Origin of the sequence: Streptomyces sp. NPDC058683 (assembly GCF_042716195.1) — a bacterium.
In the GTDB taxonomy this organism is placed as follows: domain Bacteria; phylum Actinomycetota; class Actinomycetes; order Streptomycetales; family Streptomycetaceae; genus Streptomyces.
On sequence record NZ_JBHXSK010000068.1, the window covers coordinates 1 to 16,683 of the forward strand.

Genomic DNA, 16,683 nt, shown 5'->3' on the forward strand with positions numbered 1-16,683 from the left:
CTTCAAGGCCTACGGCACGACGAACCGCACAACAGGCTAGGAACCGGAAAGCCTCAACCGACGCACAACCGTCAAGCCTCATCTGACGCTAGACACTCTGGCGATCAGCAGCCTGGCCAAGCCCATACGGATTTCCGTATGTGGTCGCTACGCTGGAGTGGACCAGCATCACAGGACGCAGGGAGTGTGCTCACCGGATGGGACCGAAGTCGGAGCGGGTCTATCTCACGATTCGAGAGTGGATCTCGACAGGCAAGTACCAGCCTGGCTCCAAGCTCCCCTCCGAGCGGACCCTCTCGGAAGAGCTGAGCATTGGCCGTACGGCACTTCGTCAGGTGCTGGCCAAGCTCATCGCTGAGGGCGTCATCGAGGTCCACGGCCGTAGCTCGTACCGCGTGCCGGCCCGATACGTGAGCACTGTGCCGCCAACCGACCTTAAGCCGTGGCAGATTCACGGCGAGCGCACGGTGTACGACAACCGCTGGGTGAAGCTGGGTCTTGTGGACGTCGAACCGCCCGGCGTCGAGCGCTTCGAGCACCACGTCGTACGGCTGCACCATGTCGCCATCGCGGCTGTCATCGACGAACAAGACCGCGTGTTGATGCTCTGGCGCTACCGCTTCGTCCCCGACTCGTTCGGCTGGGAGCTCCCTGGGGGGATCGTCGACGAGGGAGAAGACGCCGCACACGCCGCTCTCCGGGAAGTCGAGGAAGAGACCGGCTGGCGTCCGGATGCCCTGGAATATGTGGTCACCTATCAGCCCATGGTCGGCATGGTTGACTCACCGCACGAGATCTACGTAGGCCAGGGCGCGAAGCTCGTCGGCGAACCGACCGACCTCGAAGAAGCGGGACACGTCGCCTGGGTGCCTCTCGCAGACATTCCCGGGCTGATGGCCCGCGGGGAACTCATGGGCTCGGGGACGCTCGTGGCCCTCCTGTACCTGCTCGCCTCACGGGGTGCTGGAGCCGCCCCTACAAGCGCTGCGTGAGATCTTCGATCCGGCGCCGGTGACGCACTGATCCGGTGCGGTTCGCCAGCAGCCGGGCTTGCTGCAGGTGCTCGTGGGCCTGGTCATACTCGCCGCGGGCCATGTGCGCCTGGGCGAGATCACAACGCAGTCCCGCCGACGCTCGTATGAACGTGGGGTCTGCGGAGTCGAGGGCGGCGTACAGACTGGTCACCGCTTCGTCGTCGCCTATCAGGGCCAGTGCGTTGCCTCGCCACCTGTCGAGGTGCCCCTCGTTCAGGAAAATGCTCAGCATGTCCGCGTCTCGGGCCTCCTCCCCCGGTGGCAGGTATCGCATCGCGTTCTCAAGCGCCCGCCGGCAGTCATCCGGCATCCCCGCACGGGCGCAGATCTCGGCCTCGGCCGCGTACAGCCAGGCTGTGAGACGCGGTGACATCGCCTTGCCGCCGACGCGCTGAGCGTCTCGTATCAGACGCACCGCGACGGGGGCCCGGCCCGCGTCACACAGCACGTACGCCTGCTCGGCCGTGGCATGCGCAAGGTACATCGGCTCCTCAGCCTCCTGCGCGGCCCGCTTGCCCAACTCGTAGTGACGCCAGGCTCGTTCGACCGCTCCCACATCGAGCGCTTGCCATGCGGCCAGCGTTGCGGCCCCCGCCAACGCGAGGGCAACCGGGCGCCGGGTCTCGGGGAGTACGGCGAAGGTGAGTGCGTCTTCCAGTTTCGCCAGATGCCCCGTCATCGGGTCGACAAGGCTCGCGGCCCCCATCTGGCGGTCCATGGTCCTGAACAGTTCAGTCTGATCCATGAACGTCGTCACCATGGTGAGGCTGACGCTGCGGGCTGCGTCGATCCGGCTTATGAGTTCGTCGTATCCATCAGCCGCGATGGGGACGGCCAACGCCTCCGCCCTGCCGTGCAGTTCGTCGTCCGTGATGCCGAGGAGAGCACGAAGGATCTTCGCGTAGCGGGCTGAGATTGAGCGCCGGCCGTTCTCCCACTCCGAGACGTAGACGCGCAAGCTGGCGGTGGATGCAACGGTGAGCATGTGCTGATGCGCATGGCGTTCGATCTCTCGAACTAACCGCTCCTGCGACCACTCTCGTGCACTCCGTGCTGCCTTGAGTCCGTTCGTCACGTCGCCTCGCCCCGCCTGTGGTTGCCAAGCCTTAACAGCAGCATGCCTCATATCTGTGCAGGTCGTCAGGGGTTAACGAGCCGGGTGTTAACCCCTGTTGTCTACCGGGACGTTGGCAGGACCGGTTCCCTAGAAGGGTCGCAGGAAGGCGAGTTGAAGAGCCGGGCCGGCGACAACGCTTGACATCTGGTGCGCACCAGATGCAACCTTCTGGTGCGCACCAGATTAGAGCGCAAACGCCCGCGCCTTTGCTGCGGGCCACCCGACAAAGCACAGGAGCGGCGACCCACCGCCAAGCAAGTACGCCGCTCCCGCCCCTGAAAGGGAGTTCCATCATGCGGCAGATTCCCGTCGACACCACGAACGCGACTGTGATGGTCGCCAAGGCCCCGCAGCCCAAGGTCAAGGACCGCCGGACCGGCGAGATCGCCCTGGACAAGGACGGCGTCACGCTGATGACCGTGGAGGTCATGTTCTCCACGCCCGACGAGGTGGAGATCCTCAAGCTCACCGTTCCTCAGCCGGGCGTCTCCGAGGACCTGACCATGGGCACCCCGGTTGCCCTCACCGGTCTGGTCGCCTCGGCCTGGGAGAACGACTTCAACGGTCAGAAGCGCCACGGCATCGCTTTCCGGGCGGTCGCCGTCACCTCGCTCGCCGCCGGCTCGACGTCGAAGGTGGCCTGATCATGGCCGCGTTAACAGTCGCCCTCGTGCTGGTCATCGCTGCCGCAGTCATCCTGCGGTGGCGGCGCCCCGCCTGGTACTGGCTGGCCTTCGGTGCCGTCTTCGCCGCGGTGCGGGTCCTGTTCCAGTACACCTCCGTGATGGACGCGTGCGGGCTCACGGTGCCGCCGTCGCGCTGGCGCCTGGCCATGGCCCGGCTCGCCAACCGACCCGTCCCCGAGTCCCGCGCCCCGCGCATCCTGCGCCTCCGGCCCACCCGGACCGGCCTGGTGCTGCGTCTCAAGCTCCGTCCCGGGCAGGACGCCTTCGACGTCTCCGCCTCCTGCGACCGGCTGCGCCACTCCTTCGCAATGTACGGCGTCGCCTCCCGTGAGCTGCGCTCGGGTGTGGTGGAGGTTCGGATGACCGGCTACGACGTCCTCAAGCGGGTCCAGATGCCCGCGAGGACCGATCCGGCTCCGATGCGGGTTCCGGTCGCCCTACGCGAGGACGGTGCGGTGCACTACCGCGACTACCGTGCCGTCCCGCACGGGCTGACCCTCGGTGCCACAGAGTCGGGGAAGTCCGTCTACCAGCGCAACCTGGTGGCCGGCCTCGCCCCGATGGACGTCGCACTCGTCGGCATCGACTGCAAGCAAGGCGTGGAACTCTTCCCGCTGGCCCGCCGGTTCTCCGCGCTCGCCGACAACCCCGACACCGCCCTCGACCTCCTCGAAGCCCTGGTCTCTCACATGGCAGACGTCTACCAGGTGATCCGGGCCGAGCAGCGGATCACGGTCAACGTGCCCGATGCGGAGATCGCCGCCGACATTTGGGACCTCCCTGACCACCTTCGCCCGCTGCCCATCGTGGTCCTGGTCGACGAGGTTGCCGAACTCGCCCTCTTCGCCACGAAGGACGAGGAGAAGCGCCGGGACCGCATCATCACCGCCCTGGTCCGCCTTGCCCAGCTTGGCCGGGCCGCCGGAATCTACCTGGAGATCTGCGGGCAACGCTTTGGCTCCGAACTCGGCAAGGGCATCACCATGCTCCGAGCCCAGCTCACCGGCCGCACCGCCCACCGCGTCAACGACGAATCCTCAGCCAACATGGCCTTCGGCGACATCGCCCCGGACGCCGTCCTGGCCGCGATCCAGATTCCGGCCGAGACCCCCGGCATCGCCGTGACCGGCGACTCCTCCGGCGGCTGGGCCCGTATCCGCGCCCCGCACATCACGCTGCGCCAGGCCGTGAACCTCTGCAACAAGCACGCCGGCCGCACCCCTGACCTGCCTGCCCTCGCGCCGTTCCGGCCCGTTGTCGGCACCCCGGCCCCGGCCCCGGTCTCCGAGCCGCTGGCCAAGGCCGCTCCCGCGACCGTCTGAGCCCTCCCGCTCCTGGTCGGCGCGACCGTCTCGCGCCAGGTCCCTACCCCCTCCATGCCTGAAAGAAGGGAGACCGACTCCCATGTGTGAGCACATCGAGGACTTCCACCGCACCGTGCTGATGCTCGGCGCACTGGCCCTCTACGCGGACACGCCCGGCGCCGACGACCTGTTCATCGACACCATCGGCCCGTCGCTCGCGGCGTCGCTGCCCGAGCCGCCGCCGGGCATGTTCCCGCCCGGCTACGACCCAGCCGGCGGCCCCGACTACCCCGGCGGCTCATGATGGGCCGCCCCGCCTTCCGCGTGGACGCCGTCCTCGTCCAGGCCGTCATCGCCGGAGCCCTCTCCTTCGCCCACCTCCACGAACTCGCCGACGCCGCCGGACAGACCGGCTGGAAGGGCTGGGCCTACCCCATCTCTGTGGACCTGCTCCTGGTCGCTGCCTGGCGGCGGCTCCGCGCGGACGCGCCGTCCCGGCTGGCCTGGTGCTGGTTCCTGATTGCCCTGGTCGCCTCACTCGGCGCCAACGTCGCCACCGCAGGGTTCCTCGACCTCGCGCACCCGCCGGCCTGGCTGCGGTTCGGGATCGCCGGATGGCCCGCCCTCGCCTTCCTCGGCGGAACCCTCCTCGCCCACTCCCACAGCTCCGAGGGCCCGGATCCGGTTCGGCCGGCGCCAGACGCCCCGGTCCCCACGGCGGAAGTCACGCCGGAGCCCGTTCCCGCACCGCGGGCGGAGCCCGCTCCCATCGCCACCTTTGCCGCGGGCACCCCCGCGCTCGCACCCGCAGCCCCGTCTGCGGTGCCGTCCGGTCCGCCGGTTCCCACCGCACTGGTCGACCACGCCCGCAAGCTCGCCGCCGACCACCAGACCCGCACCGGGTCCCCGATCGATACCGACACCCTCCGCGCCCGCCTCGGCGTCCCGCCCCAGCTGGCCGACGCGATCGCCGCCCAACTCACCTGACCTGAAAGGAGAGCCCGTCATGCCTGCCCGCGACCACTTCCACTCCGTGATGCGGATCGGCCCCGTGCAGATCGGCACGCACCGCGACCGCCACGGCCACACCAAACACGCCGCCGTGTGCACCAACGACCGCTGCGGATGGTCCGCCGACTACTCCAGCCAGTCCGCCGCACAGCTCGCCGCCCGCACCCACCGCTGCACCGCCCGCTGAGGAGACACCCCGTGCAGGTCCCGCTCTGGTTCGCCCTGATCGTCGTCGGCTGGCTCGGCGTCAAGCTCGTCCGCCCGCCCTGGTGGCTCGTCGCCGTCCTGCTCCTCGGCGGCTACCTCCTCGCCGACAGCCTGCTTGCCCCCGTCATCGACACGGCCATCAAGTAACCACCCGAGAAGGGAGACCCCGCCATGTTCCGCCCCAAGGTTCCGACCATGCCCCAGCCCTCCGGCCACATCACCCCGCCCACGGTCGTCGAGCCGACCGCCGTCATCCAGCAGACCCCGCAGCACTTCGCGCCCGCCCCGGTCATCTCTCCGGCTCCGGTCCCGACGCGGCCGGCCGTGCAGCTCACCCCCGGAGCCGTCATCGCCCTCGTCGGCAGCGGGACCGCCGTGGTCCTGGTCGTTGGCGCCGTCCTGGTCTCGATGCTCCTCGCGGTCGCCATCACGGCCGCGTCAGTCGCCGTGTGTGCCCTGGTCATCCGCTCGCTCAGCACCGGACAGACACGCCGCTGAAAAGCACGCCTTCCAGCAGTGCACAAGCCGCCAAGCACCGCCGCTGACCGGACGGCCCCGCTCAACCTCCAACCGCAGTAAAGGAGATCCCCCGTGGAGATGCACGCGCTCGCCTTAGCTCTGCCCCTGATCGGCTGGGCCGCCCACTCCGGGCTGCTGACCCAACGCCTGGCCACCGCCCGTCGCGACCCGCTGACAGGCCTGTACACCCGCGCGGGATGGACTGCCCGTGCTCAGCGCACCATCCGCCAGCACCGCGACGCCTTGGTTCTCCTGATCGACCTGGACGACTTCAAGTCCCTCAACGACACCCACAGCCACGCCGCTGGTGACGCCGCCCTCGTCGTAGCAGCGTCCCGCCTCACCGACTGGTGCGGGCGCCACGGTGTCGCAGGCCGCTTCGGAGGAGACGAGTTCGTCGCCGTCGCCACCCGCCGGCACGGCGAGCCCGGCATGGGTGAGCTGATCCGGGACCTGAACCGCCCGTTCACACATCACGGCCAGACCCTTCCCCTGGCCGCGTCGGTCGGCGTCTGCCACCTGGCCGACCTGCCCCACCCCGCGCTGCCGGAAGCGCTCACCGCGGCTGATGCCGCCATGTACGCGGCCAAAGGGCACCCCGGCCGCCGCGGAGCCCGCCCCACCTCTCACTGACCGGCCTCCGGGCGGCGCACAAGCCGCCAAGCATCGCCGCCGCCCGGACGGTCCGGCCCCTTCCAACCGCAATCGAAAGGAACCCCCAGCATGACGCACCGCACCCGCCCGCCGTCCCGGATCTGCCCGAACTGCGACGGCTTCGCCTCCGCCGCCATCACCCTCGGCGGCCGCGACCTGAACGGGCACCTGCGGACCATCACCGCCTACTGCCCCGCCTGCCACGGCACCGGAACCGCTCGCCGCTCGCCCGCCCGGGAGGGCGCTCGTGTCTGACGCACTCCTCGACCCGACCACCCTCGGCGACCTGCTGAGGGTGGCTTCGGCCGATGACTTCGACCGCTGGCACGAGCAGATCCGCCGCACCGGCGGCTGCGCCGACCCCGTTCACCTCACCGGCTGGACCCTCAGCAAGGACAAGACCACCGGCGAGACCCTCCACCACTACTCGACCGAGAACGAGCCCGGCGGACGGCTGCGGGTCGCGTGCGGCAACCGGCGGGCCTCCCGCTGCCCCTCCTGCGCCTGGACGTTCGCGGGCGACACCTACCACCTCATCCGCGCGGGCCTGGCCGGAGACGACCGCCGCGACATTCCGTCCACAGTCCGTGATCACCCCCGGGTCTTCGCCACACTCACCGCCCCGTCCTTCGGCCCCGTCCACAACCGCCCCGACCGCGGGACCTGCCGCTGCGGCACCCACCACACCGCCACCGACCCCGCGCTCGGCACGGCCCTCGATCCCGAGACGTACGACTACGCGGGCGCCGTCCTGTTCAACAACCACGCGGGCGACCTGTGGCAGCGCTTCACCAACCGGCTCCGTCGTGAGATCGCTGCCCGCGCCAGCCTGTCGCAGCGGGAGTTGAAGGAGTCGGCCCGGCTCTCCTACGGGAAGGTCGCCGAGTTCCAAAAGCGTGGCGCCCTGCACTTCCACGCCGTGATCCGCCTCGACGGAGCGGACGGCCCCGACACTCCGCCCCCGTCCTGGGCGAGCGTCGGACTGCTCTCCGACGCCATCCGCGCGGCCGCCGCGCACTCCTACACCTCGGTCTCCGCCCCGGCCGTCGGCACTCAGCCAGCGCGTACCTTCCGGTGGGGAACCCAGCTCGACGTCCGCCCCGTGAATGCGTTCGGCGACGGCTCCGACATCACCGAACAGGCGGTCGCCTCCTACGTCGCGAAGTACGCCACCAAGGCCGCGGAGAACACCGGCACGCTGGACCGCCGCATCGGCGAACTCGCCGAACTCGACCGCCACCAGATCCCCGACCACACCCGCCGCCTTATCGAAGCGTGCAAGCAGCTTGATCCGCTCTACCCGGAACGGCGCCTGTGGGCGTGGGCTCACATGCTCGGCTTCCGCGGCCACTTCTCCTCGAAGTCCCGCCGCTACTCCACCACCCTCGGGGAGCTCCGCCAGGCCCGCGCCGACTTCCGCGCCGCACAGGAACGGCAAGCCCTCGGCCTGGACGACCGCGAGCCGGACACCGTCCTCGTCCTCGCCGACTGGCAGTACGCCGGCCACGGCCACACCCCCGGCGAATCCGCCCTCGCCGCCACCATCGCCCGCGACCTCCAACACAACCGCGAAACCGCCCGCGAGGCGCTCTCCGCTCTGGACGGAGCCTGACGTGAAAGACGAGCTGATGACCGTCCCGCAGATCCTTAGCGAGCTCGGCGGAGTGTCTCGACGGACGTTCTACCGCTGGCGTGAGTTGGGGTATGGGCCGGCCGCGTTCAAGCTGCCCAACGGGGAGCTGCGAGTGTGGCGGAGTGACTTCGCCACGTGGCTGCGGCAGCTGGAGGCCGCCGCGTGAAGTCTCTCGACGTGAAGGTCTGGGCCGTACGAAAGCGTGATACGAAAACGCCCTCGTACGGCGTTCGGTGGTCTGTTGCTGGCAACGTCTTCTCCGACTCCTTCCGTACGAAGGCACTCGCCGATCACTATCGCGCGAAGCTCATGCGGGCGATGCGCGACGGTGAAGAATTCGATGAGACGTCCGGGCTGCCGGGGTCCATGGAACAGAAGAAGTCGGCCGTTTCCTGGTACGACTTCGCCCTCAGGTACCTCGCCATGAAATGGCCACATGCCGCCCCGAATACGCGCGACGGCATCAACGAATCGCTCACCAGCGTGACCGTGGAGCTCCTCGACGAGCGGGCTGGACGGCCGTCCGACCAGGCCATCCGCCAGGCGCTCCGCAACTGGGCGTTCGTCCTGCCGGGGCCCGAAGACCGTGACGTCCCGGACGATGTGCGGAACGTCCTCCACTGGGTGTCGAAGGCATCGCGGCCGCTCGCCGATCTCGCTGAGCCTGCCACGGCCCGTGCAGTACTGGACTCGCTGAAACTAAAGCTCGACGGCACGGCCGCGGCAGCCGAAACCGTGCGGCGAAAGCGGCGGACTCTCGTCAACGCTGCCAACTATGCCGTCGACCTGGGGGAGCTGCGCGAAAACCCGATCACGGCCGTCCGCTGGCAGAAACCGAAGGTCTCCAACCAGGTTGACCCACGCGTAGTCGCGAACCCCGAGCAGGCTCGCAATCTCCTCGCTGCCGTCTCCTACGTGGGCGGCTACCGGCGGGCCCGCGGTCGACGCCTGGTGGGTCTCTTCGCCGCCATGTACTTCGGCGGTCTCCGGCCGGCTGAAGCGGTCGGCCTGGTCGAGACAGACCTGAACCTCCCCGAACAGGGCTGGGGGGCGGCGCTGCTCCATCGGACTCGTCCGTCGGTCGGCAAGCAGTGGACCGACTCGGGGGAGACCCACGACGATCGCGGTTTGAAGAACCGGCCGACCGAGGACGTCAGGCGGGTGCCGATTCCGCCCCACCTCGTCGCCGCACTCCGCGAGCATCTGGCGACCTTCGGCACGGCGGACGACGGGCGGCTCTTCTTCAGTGAGAAGGGCTCGGTCGTCCCCTCCTCGACCTACTACCGCGTCTGGCAGGAAGCCCGGTTCCTCGCGCTCCCGCCGTCGGCGGCGTCCTCGCTGCTCGCGAGTCGGCCGTACGACCTGCGGCACTCGGCACTGTCCACATGGCTCAACGCGGGTGTTGACCCGACCGAGGTGGCCGAGCGCGCCGGCAACAGCGTCGAGGTCCTGCTGAGCCGCTACGCGAAGTGCCTCGACGGACGGCAGGACGTCGCCAACCGGCGGATCGAGGACCTGCTACGCGAGTACGAGTGAGACATCCTGCACCCCACTGAGGCCTCGGGCAACTTGTCCGGGGCCTCTCTCGTTTTGTGCCCTACCTGCTGCGACGCTTCGAGCCGAGAGCCGACGAGGGGGACTCGTGGAACTGAAGGTCACGCGCTGGAAGCGGTACGGACATGATCGCCTGTATGCCAACCTGCCTGACGGCACGGCGGTCGGCTGGGCGGATGCGAAGACGGGGGACATCACGGTTTTACTCGCTGAGTACCGCGACGACGTGATCGCCGTACTGACAGACCACTTACAGAACAACTCCGAACCGGTTCCGCCGCAGAAGACGCCCAGCACGCCCGAGGCTGAGGGGCTCCCGCCGCTGCCGCCTCTGACGGCTGCCGACGACCTGTCCGCCAACCGTCCCGGCGAGTCTCTCCGTGACCTGCTCGCCAAGTCCGGGCCAAGCCTGATCAAGCGAGTGGTCTCACAGCTCCTGCGGCGCTCCACCGAGTGGGATTCCTGGCGGACGGGTCTGGCGGGGGAGCAGAGGGTGGGAGCCGAGCTGAACCGCTTGGAGCGTCACGGCTGGCGGGTCCTGCACTCCATTCCCTTGGGCGACAAGGTGGATGTCGATCACTTGCTGATCGGGCCCGGTGGAGTCTTCAGCATCAATACAAAGCATCACCACAAAAGGGCCGTGTGGGTCGGCGACGACTCCGTGAAGGTCGATCGCGGAAAGCCGGTGCCCTACGCGCGCAAGAGCCGGGCGGAGGCCAAGCGGGTAGCCCGAGTGCTTGAGCGCTATTGCGGCTTTCCTGTACCGGTGGAACCGGTGCTCGTCTTCGTCGGCGTGACCGACTTGAAGGTGGTCGCTACGCAGCTCAGCGTGCGCGTGTACCGGGAGCGTGAGGTGGCGGCACTAGCGCCGCTTTCAGGGGTGCTGACGGTGGAGCGGGTCGAGCAGGTGTACAGCGTTGCTCGCCATCGCCAGGCTTGGAGCCACCTCCCGCCGGCTGCGAAACGAAAGAGCTGACCCGCTATGCGAAGTGCCTCGACGGATGGCAGGACGCCACCAACCGAGGGATCGAGGACCTGCTTCGCGAGTACGAGTCGTGGCGTTCAGGCTCCGGGGTGAGGGGTGCCCAGCGTCTTGGCTGCTTCCGTCTGCTCCTTGGCACGCATCAGCTCTCGCGCGGTTCCCACCAGAAAACCCGCCGCGAGCAGTCCGACTACCACGGAACCCAGCCGAATCCCGTCGGCGTCGGATCCGTCCAGACGGTCAGCGTGGCGGACCTCCGTGGGGTCCGACGGGCTGTAGATGATGGGTACTTGGCCGCCGGGCATCGCGTCGTTTCCCGATCCGTCGCCGACGTCGATATCCGCCTGCACCGTGCTGGACGGCGTAGTGAAGCGCACGGTCAAGGAGTTCGCCTGGTCTTCCTCCGACCGGCCGGCAATGGCGACTACGGTCGCTTCGGTCCTACGCCCGTGCGCTCGGAGGTTCTGAAGTGTCTGGTCCTCCTGGCCGGCCTTCCAGCCCATGAATCCGGCCGCGGTGGCGAACAGCAGGAAACCCACAGCAGCCGATCGGGCTCTGGCCCAGCGGGAGCCCAGCGCCAGCGAGGCCCACCCATAGAGAAAGCGGTACGTGCCCCGGCCATCGCTCCGTATGGACCTGCGCTCACTCATCTGCGCCCCCTCGCCCAGTTACGAGTTAGGACACACAGGTCGTCGCCGAGGTTGCAGTGATGGCCGGCTCCGCGGCAGAGGCTCCGCGTGCCTGCCCGGAGGATCTGCTCGTTTCAGTGCTTCACCTGCGGCAATAGACCAAGATCCCGTCCACGCCTCGTCCACAGACCCCGACGCACGGCCGCTTCGGGCCGCATACGCCTGCACATGCAAGAAGACCCCGGCCTCAGCGTTTCCGCTGGTGACGGGGTCTTTGGGCACCTCATAAGGGGTGCCCCCGGCAGGATTCGAACCTGCGCACACGGCTCCGGAGGCCGTTGCTCTATCCCCTGAGCTACGGGGGCGTCTGGCGTTGAGCTGTTGCTCGCGGCGACGGGTAGAACACTACCAGCTTGGTCGGGGTGATCAGGAACGGGTTTCCCGGGGGTGCTCCCCGCGCGGGCGGAAGTCGGGAAAACCCGGACGCGGTGGCCGGTCCGGACCTACTCTCGAGTTGTGCCAGGGGCGTCGGGCCGGGTGCTTGTTGTGGACGACAACAAGGTCATCCGGCAGCTGATCAGGGTCAATCTCGAACTGGAGGGTCTCGAGGTCGTGACCGCGGCCGATGGTGCCGAGTGTCTGGATGTCGTTCATCAGGTGCGGCCCGACGTGATCACCCTTGATGTCGTCATGCCCCGGCTCGATGGTCTGCGGACCGCCGCTCTGCTTCGTGCCGACCCCCGCACCCATGACCTTCCCCTCGCCATCGTCAGCGCCTGTACCCAGTACGAGGTCGAGACCGGCCTCGACGTCGGTGTCGACGCCTTCCTCGCCAAGCCCTTCGAGCCCTCCGAACTCGTGCGGCTCGTAAGGGAGTTGATGGAGCGGCGGCGAGGGCCGGAGGAGTCGGAGGAGCGGGAGCGCGGGGGAGACGGCGGCGCAGATGGCGAGGGTGGCGAGGTCGAGTTCTCCGGGGAATGGGCCGGGGGCAACCCCGTCTACCCGTGAGTCCACCCCTCGGGGGGACCTGTAGAGGCCATGCAAGCGGTGCAACTGGTTCAACCGGTGACCCTGCGGCCCGGGTCCGCAACAATCCCTCCGCAACAATCCCGTCGAGCCGTCGAGCCGTCGAGCCGTCGAGCCGTCGAGCCGCAGGCCCATCGTCCCGCTCCTCACCCGTAGGCGCGTAGGTATACAGACCCCCTCCCGCCCGTAAGCCCATCGGGCCGCAGCCCCCGTCGCCCACCCCCCTGCGTCCACATCCCGGACACCCTCCCAAACCGGGTCGCCTGCCCAGCCCCCTCCTCCCCTAGGCTTGTCCCGTGACCCCCGTCGAGCTCTCCCGTACCGTGCTGCGCGCGGTGCGTCGTGCTGTTGACGAGGGGGAGCTGAGCGTGAGCGTGCCGGAGCGGGTCGTGGTCACGCCGCCGGGGCCCGGTGGGTGTGGGGACTACGCCACCAACATCGCGCTTCAGCTCGCCCGCCCGGCCGGGCAGCCGCCCATGCGGGTCGCCGAGATCCTGGTGCCCCATCTCGCGAGCGCCGCCGGCGTCGGTGCCGTCGTCGTCACCGGCCCCGGCTTCCTGAACATCAGCCTCAGCCCCACCACGTCCCCCACGGCGACCCTGGTCGCCGAGATCCGCGCCCTCGGCCCCGGCTACGGCCACGGCGACGCCCTCGCCGGGCAGGTGGTCGCGCTGCGGGTGCCGTACGACGTCCGGGCCGAGGTCGTCGCCGACGCCGTCGTACGGATCGTCGCGACCCAGGGCGGCCGCGGCGAGGTCGGTCACGGCCAGGTCGGTCACGGTGAGCCCGTCAGTCTCCGGCCCGTGCCGGCGCCCGAGGATCCGGCCCCGCTCGGGCCCGACGCCGCCCGGTGGGCCCTGCTGCATCCCGCCGCCCACGACCGGCCCCGGATCACCGCCGACCACCTGGTGCAGCGCGAGAGCAACCCGCTCTTCCGGGTGCGGTACGCCCACGCCCGGACGCGAGCCGTCGGCCGCGGTGCCGGACGGCTCGGCTTCGATGCCGAACCCGGCGACGTCCCCGGCGCCCCGGGCGCCCTCGTCACCGCCCTCGCCGACTACCCCCGCATCCTCACGGCCGCGGCCACCCACCGCGCTCCCGACCGGCTCGCCCGGCATCTCGTCACCGTCGCCGATGCCGCCCTGCCGTTCCTGCCGACCGTGCTGCCCCGCGGCGACGAGAAACCCTCGGCCGCCCACCGTGCCCGGCTCGCCCTCGCCGAAGCCACCGGGACGGTGCTGGCCGGCGGCCTGTCCCTGCTCGGCATCGACGCACCCGATCACCTCTGAAGAGAGCGCCAGAAGAGCAATGAGCCGTTCCGCACACCCCGCCGGGCCCCGTCACGCCGACGTCCTGCCCGAAGGGCACTACTCCGCCCCGCCCACCGACCTCAACGCCCTCGACCCCAAGGTGTGGGCCCAGACCGTCACCCGTGACGCCGAGGGGACCGTCACGGTCGGCGGCGTCGACGTGAAGACCCTTGCCGAGCAGCACGGCACCCCCGCCTACGTGCTCGACGAGACCGACTTCCGGGCCCGGGCGCAGGCCTGGCGCACCGCCTTCGGCCCGGACGCCGACGTGTTCTACGCCGGGAAGGCCTTCCTGTCGCGGGCCGTCGTGCGCTGGCTGCACGAGGAGGGGCTCAATCTCGACGTGTGCTCCGGCGGCGAGCTGGCCACCGCCCTCTCCGCCGGGATGCCCGCCGACCGGATCGCCTTCCACGGCAACAACAAGTCGACGGCGGAGATCGAGCGGGCGGTCGAGGCCGGCGTCGGGCGGATCGTGCTCGACTCGTTCCAGGAGATCGTGCGGGTCGCCCACATCGCCCAGTCCCGCGGCAGGCGGCAGCGCGTGCAGATTCGTATCACCGTCGGCGTCGAGGCGCACACGCACGAGTTCATCGCCACCGCCCACGAGGACCAGAAGTTCGGGATTCCGCTGGCCGGGGGGCAGGCCGCCGAGGCGGTACGACGGGCGCTGCAGCTGGACGGGCTGGAGGTCATCGGGATCCACTCGCACATCGGGTCGCAGATCTTCGACATGTCGGGCTTCGAGGTCGCCGCGCACCGGGTCGTGGGGCTGCTGAAGGACATCCGTGACGAGCACGGTGTCGAGCTGCCCGAGATCGATCTCGGCGGCGGGCTCGGTATCGCGTACACGAGTGACGACGATCCGCGGGAGCCGCACGAGATCGCCAAGGCGCTCACCGAGATCGTCAGCCGGGAGTGCGAGGCCGCCCGGCTGCGGACTCCGCGTATCTCCGTCGAGCCGGGGCGGGCCATCGTCGGGCCGACCGCCTTCACCCTCTACGAGGTCGGCACCATCAAGCCCCTCGACGGGCTGCGGACGTATGTCTCCGTCGACGGCGGCATGTCCGACAACATCCGGACCGCGTTGTACGACGCCGAGTACAGCGTCGCTCTCGTGTCGCGGACGAGCGACGCCGAGCCGATGCTCGCCCGTGTCGTCGGCAAGCACTGCGAGAGCGGGGACATCGTGGTGAAGGACGCGTTCCTGCCGGGCGACCTGGCACCCGGTGACCTGATCGCCGTACCCGCCACCGGTGCCTACTGCCGGTCCATGGCGAGCAACTACAACCATGTGCTCCGGCCGCCCGTCGTCGCGGTCCGCGACGGCGAGTCCCGCGTCATCGTCCGCCGGGAGACGGAGGAGGACCTCCTGCGCCTCGACGTCGGATGACGTCGGATCGCGTCCGATCGCGGAGGGGCGCGTCGAATCACGACCGATCACGACGGATCACGGCGGATCACATCGGGCGGCATTGCGACGGCAATTCGGCGGCACTTCCACGGCATCCGAGGGCATTCGACGGCATCGGACGGCATTCTCGGATGGCATCCGACGACCCGGATGACAAAGACGGATGACCCGGATGGCACAGGCGGAAGATCTCCTGTCTGCCACCTCCGCAAAATGAAATAGATGTCTCACGATCCGGACGAAGGGTAGAAACTCCCGTCCGGTGAGTGAGACTGGTCCAACCGTAGACGGTATGAGGAAACGAGGTCGGATGATGCGTACGCGTCCGCTGAAGGTGGCGCTGCTGGGCTGTGGGGTTGTCGGCTCAGAGGTGGCGCGCATCATGACGACGCACGCCGACGACCTCGCACAGCGGATCGGTGCCCCGATCGAACTGGCCGGGGTCGCCGTACGACGGCCCTCCAAGGTGCGTGAGGGCATCGACCCGGGTCTGGTCACCACGGACGCGACCGCCCTGGTCAAGCGGGGGGACATCGACGTCGTCGTCGAGGTCATCGGAGGCATCGAGCCCGCCCGCACCCTCATCACCACCGCCTTCGAGCACGGCGCCTCCGTCGTCTCCGCCAACAAGGCGCTGCTCGCCCAGGACGGCGCGGCCCTGCACGCGGTCGCCGAGCAGAACGGCAAGGACCTCTACTACGAGGCCGCCGTCGCCGGTGCCATCCCGCTGATCCGGCCGCTGCGCGAGTCCCTCGCCGGCGACAAGGTCAACCGGGTGCTCGGGATCGTCAACGGGACCACCAATTTCATCCTCGACAAGATGGACTCGACGGGGGCCGGTTATCAGGAGGCCCTCGACGAGGCCACCGCGCTCGGGTACGCGGAAGCCGACCCCACCGCCGACGTCGAGGGTTTCGACGCCGCCGCCAAGGCCGCCATCCTCGCCGGGATCGCCTTCCACTCGCGGGTGCGCCTCGACGACGTCTACCGCGAGGGCATGACCGAGGTCACCGCCTCCGACTTCGCCTCCGCCAAGAACATGGGCTGCACCATCAAGCTGCTCGCCATCTGCGAGCGGGCGGCGGACGGCGGCTCCGTCACCGCGCGCGTGCACCCCGCGATGATTCCGCTGACCCACCCGCTCGCCTCCGTGCGCGGCGCGTACAACGCCGTCTTCGTCGAGTCGGACGCGTCCGGCCAGCTGATGTTCTACGGTCCCGGCGCCGGCGGCGCCCCGACCGCCTCCGCGGTCCTCGGCGACCTGGTCGCCGTCTGCCGCAACCGGCTCAGCGGGGCAACGGGGCCCGGCGAGTCGGCGTACGCAGCCCTGCCCGTGTCGCCGATGGGCGACGTCGTCACGCGCTACCACATCAGCCTCGACGTCGCCGACAAACCGGGTGTTCTCGCCCAGGTGGCCACCGTGTTCGCCGAGCACGGGGTTTCCATCGATACGGTTCGCCAGCAGGGCAAGGACGGCGAGGCCTCCCTCGTCGTCGTCACCCACCGGGCCTCCGACGCCTCCCTCTCCGGGACCGTCGAGGCGCTGCGCAAGCTCGACACCGTGCGGGGTGTCGCCAGCATCATGCGGGTTGAAGGAGAGTAACCA

Annotated in this window: 20 protein-coding genes and 1 tRNA gene; 18 read left to right on the forward strand and 3 right to left on the reverse strand. The window is 69.4% G+C overall.

Annotated elements, in window-relative coordinates; translation table 11 throughout:
- Positions 1 to 197 precede the first annotated feature (197 nt).
- The gene (locus ACFWXC_RS46595) at positions 198 to 992 is read left to right on the forward strand and encodes an NUDIX domain-containing protein (RefSeq protein ID WP_384489230.1); all 795 of its coding nucleotides are present in this window, start codon (positions 198 to 200) and stop codon (positions 990 to 992) included.
- Here ACFWXC_RS46595 and ACFWXC_RS46600 read toward each other — a convergent pair.
- Positions 976 to 2,109: an XRE family transcriptional regulator gene (locus ACFWXC_RS46600; protein WP_384489232.1), complete on the reverse strand. Its 1,134-nt coding sequence runs from the start codon at positions 2,107 to 2,109 to the stop codon at positions 976 to 978. The genes ACFWXC_RS46595 and ACFWXC_RS46600 overlap by 17 nt on opposite strands.
- Before the next feature lie 335 nt (positions 2,110 to 2,444).
- On the opposite strand from ACFWXC_RS46600, the gene ACFWXC_RS46605 reads away from it, so the two are divergent.
- From ACFWXC_RS46605 to ACFWXC_RS46665, 13 genes are all read left to right on the forward strand, one after another.
- A complete protein-coding gene (locus ACFWXC_RS46605) occupies positions 2,445 to 2,795 on the forward strand; it encodes a hypothetical protein (RefSeq protein WP_384489234.1) in 351 nt (116 codons plus the stop codon).
- Positions 2,796 to 2,797: 2 nt separating this feature from the next.
- Entirely contained in the window at positions 2,798 to 4,159 is a 1,362-nt protein-coding gene (locus ACFWXC_RS46610) for an FtsK/SpoIIIE domain-containing protein (RefSeq protein ID WP_384489235.1), read from the forward strand.
- 82 nt (positions 4,160 to 4,241) lie between these two features.
- Positions 4,242 to 4,445, forward strand: a complete 204-nt coding sequence (locus ACFWXC_RS46615) for a hypothetical protein (protein WP_384489237.1) — start codon at positions 4,242 to 4,244, stop codon at positions 4,443 to 4,445.
- Complete coding sequence (locus ACFWXC_RS46620) at positions 4,445 to 5,128, forward strand: DUF2637 domain-containing protein (protein WP_384489323.1); 684 nt, start codon at positions 4,445 to 4,447, stop codon at positions 5,126 to 5,128. The genes ACFWXC_RS46615 and ACFWXC_RS46620 overlap by 1 nt, the downstream gene beginning before the upstream one ends.
- A gap of 19 nt (positions 5,129 to 5,147) precedes the next feature.
- Complete coding sequence (locus ACFWXC_RS46625) at positions 5,148 to 5,339, forward strand: mobile element transfer protein (protein ID WP_069764280.1); 192 nt, start codon at positions 5,148 to 5,150, stop codon at positions 5,337 to 5,339.
- 11 nt (positions 5,340 to 5,350) lie between these two features.
- On the forward strand, positions 5,351 to 5,506 hold the full coding sequence (locus ACFWXC_RS46630) for a hypothetical protein (protein WP_384489239.1): 156 nt from the start codon (positions 5,351 to 5,353) through the stop codon (positions 5,504 to 5,506).
- 24 nt (positions 5,507 to 5,530) lie between these two features.
- Entirely contained in the window at positions 5,531 to 5,857 is a 327-nt protein-coding gene (locus ACFWXC_RS46635; protein WP_384489241.1) for a SpdD-like protein, read from the forward strand.
- Positions 5,858 to 5,950: 93 nt separating this feature from the next.
- Positions 5,951 to 6,511: a GGDEF domain-containing protein gene (locus ACFWXC_RS46640; protein ID WP_384489243.1), complete on the forward strand. Its 561-nt coding sequence runs from the start codon at positions 5,951 to 5,953 to the stop codon at positions 6,509 to 6,511.
- 90 nt (positions 6,512 to 6,601) lie between these two features.
- Positions 6,602 to 6,787 carry a hypothetical protein gene (locus ACFWXC_RS46645; RefSeq protein ID WP_384489245.1) on the forward strand — a complete coding sequence of 62 codons (186 nt, stop codon included), beginning with the start codon at positions 6,602 to 6,604 and terminating at the stop codon, positions 6,785 to 6,787.
- Positions 6,780 to 8,144 (forward strand): replication initiator protein RepSA, encoded by a 1,365-nt coding sequence (gene repSA / locus ACFWXC_RS46650; protein ID WP_384489247.1) that lies wholly within the window; start codon positions 6,780 to 6,782, stop codon positions 8,142 to 8,144. Before ACFWXC_RS46645 ends, repSA begins: the two co-directional genes overlap by 8 nt.
- A gap of 16 nt (positions 8,145 to 8,160) precedes the next feature.
- On the forward strand, positions 8,161 to 8,331 hold the full coding sequence (locus ACFWXC_RS46655) for a helix-turn-helix transcriptional regulator (RefSeq protein ID WP_384489325.1): 171 nt from the start codon (positions 8,161 to 8,163) through the stop codon (positions 8,329 to 8,331).
- A complete protein-coding gene (locus ACFWXC_RS46660; protein WP_384489249.1) occupies positions 8,328 to 9,701 on the forward strand; it encodes a tyrosine-type recombinase/integrase in 1,374 nt (457 codons plus the stop codon). Before ACFWXC_RS46655 ends, ACFWXC_RS46660 begins: the two co-directional genes overlap by 4 nt.
- A gap of 106 nt (positions 9,702 to 9,807) precedes the next feature.
- Positions 9,808 to 10,695, forward strand: coding sequence for a nuclease-related domain-containing protein (locus tag ACFWXC_RS46665; RefSeq protein WP_384489251.1), 888 nt, complete (start codon positions 9,808 to 9,810; stop codon positions 10,693 to 10,695).
- 86 nt (positions 10,696 to 10,781) lie between these two features.
- Here the strand turns inward: ACFWXC_RS46665 and ACFWXC_RS46670 are convergent, their stop codons facing one another.
- Both ACFWXC_RS46670 and ACFWXC_RS46675 read right to left on the reverse strand, forming a co-directional pair.
- Positions 10,782 to 11,240, reverse strand: coding sequence for a DUF3592 domain-containing protein (locus ACFWXC_RS46670; RefSeq protein WP_384489252.1), 459 nt, complete (start codon positions 11,238 to 11,240; stop codon positions 10,782 to 10,784).
- Positions 11,241 to 11,623: 383 nt separating this feature from the next.
- Positions 11,624 to 11,695, reverse strand: a tRNA-Arg gene (locus tag ACFWXC_RS46675).
- Positions 11,696 to 11,777: 82 nt separating this feature from the next.
- Between ACFWXC_RS46675 and ACFWXC_RS46680 the strand changes: the two genes are divergently transcribed.
- From ACFWXC_RS46680 to ACFWXC_RS46695, 4 genes are all read left to right on the forward strand, one after another.
- On the forward strand, positions 11,778 to 12,338 hold the full coding sequence (locus ACFWXC_RS46680) for a response regulator (protein ID WP_384489254.1): 561 nt from the start codon (positions 11,778 to 11,780) through the stop codon (positions 12,336 to 12,338).
- Positions 12,339 to 12,652: 314 nt separating this feature from the next.
- Positions 12,653 to 13,645, forward strand: a complete 993-nt coding sequence (gene nrtL, locus ACFWXC_RS46685) for an ArgS-related anticodon-binding protein NrtL (RefSeq protein ID WP_384489256.1) — start codon at positions 12,653 to 12,655, stop codon at positions 13,643 to 13,645.
- Positions 13,646 to 13,664: 19 nt separating this feature from the next.
- Positions 13,665 to 15,056 carry a diaminopimelate decarboxylase gene (gene lysA, locus ACFWXC_RS46690; protein ID WP_384489258.1) on the forward strand — a complete coding sequence of 464 codons (1,392 nt, stop codon included), beginning with the start codon at positions 13,665 to 13,667 and terminating at the stop codon, positions 15,054 to 15,056.
- A gap of 331 nt (positions 15,057 to 15,387) precedes the next feature.
- Positions 15,388 to 16,680 carry a homoserine dehydrogenase gene (locus tag ACFWXC_RS46695; protein WP_384489260.1) on the forward strand — a complete coding sequence of 431 codons (1,293 nt, stop codon included), beginning with the start codon at positions 15,388 to 15,390 and terminating at the stop codon, positions 16,678 to 16,680.
- Positions 16,681 to 16,683 lie beyond the last annotated feature (3 nt).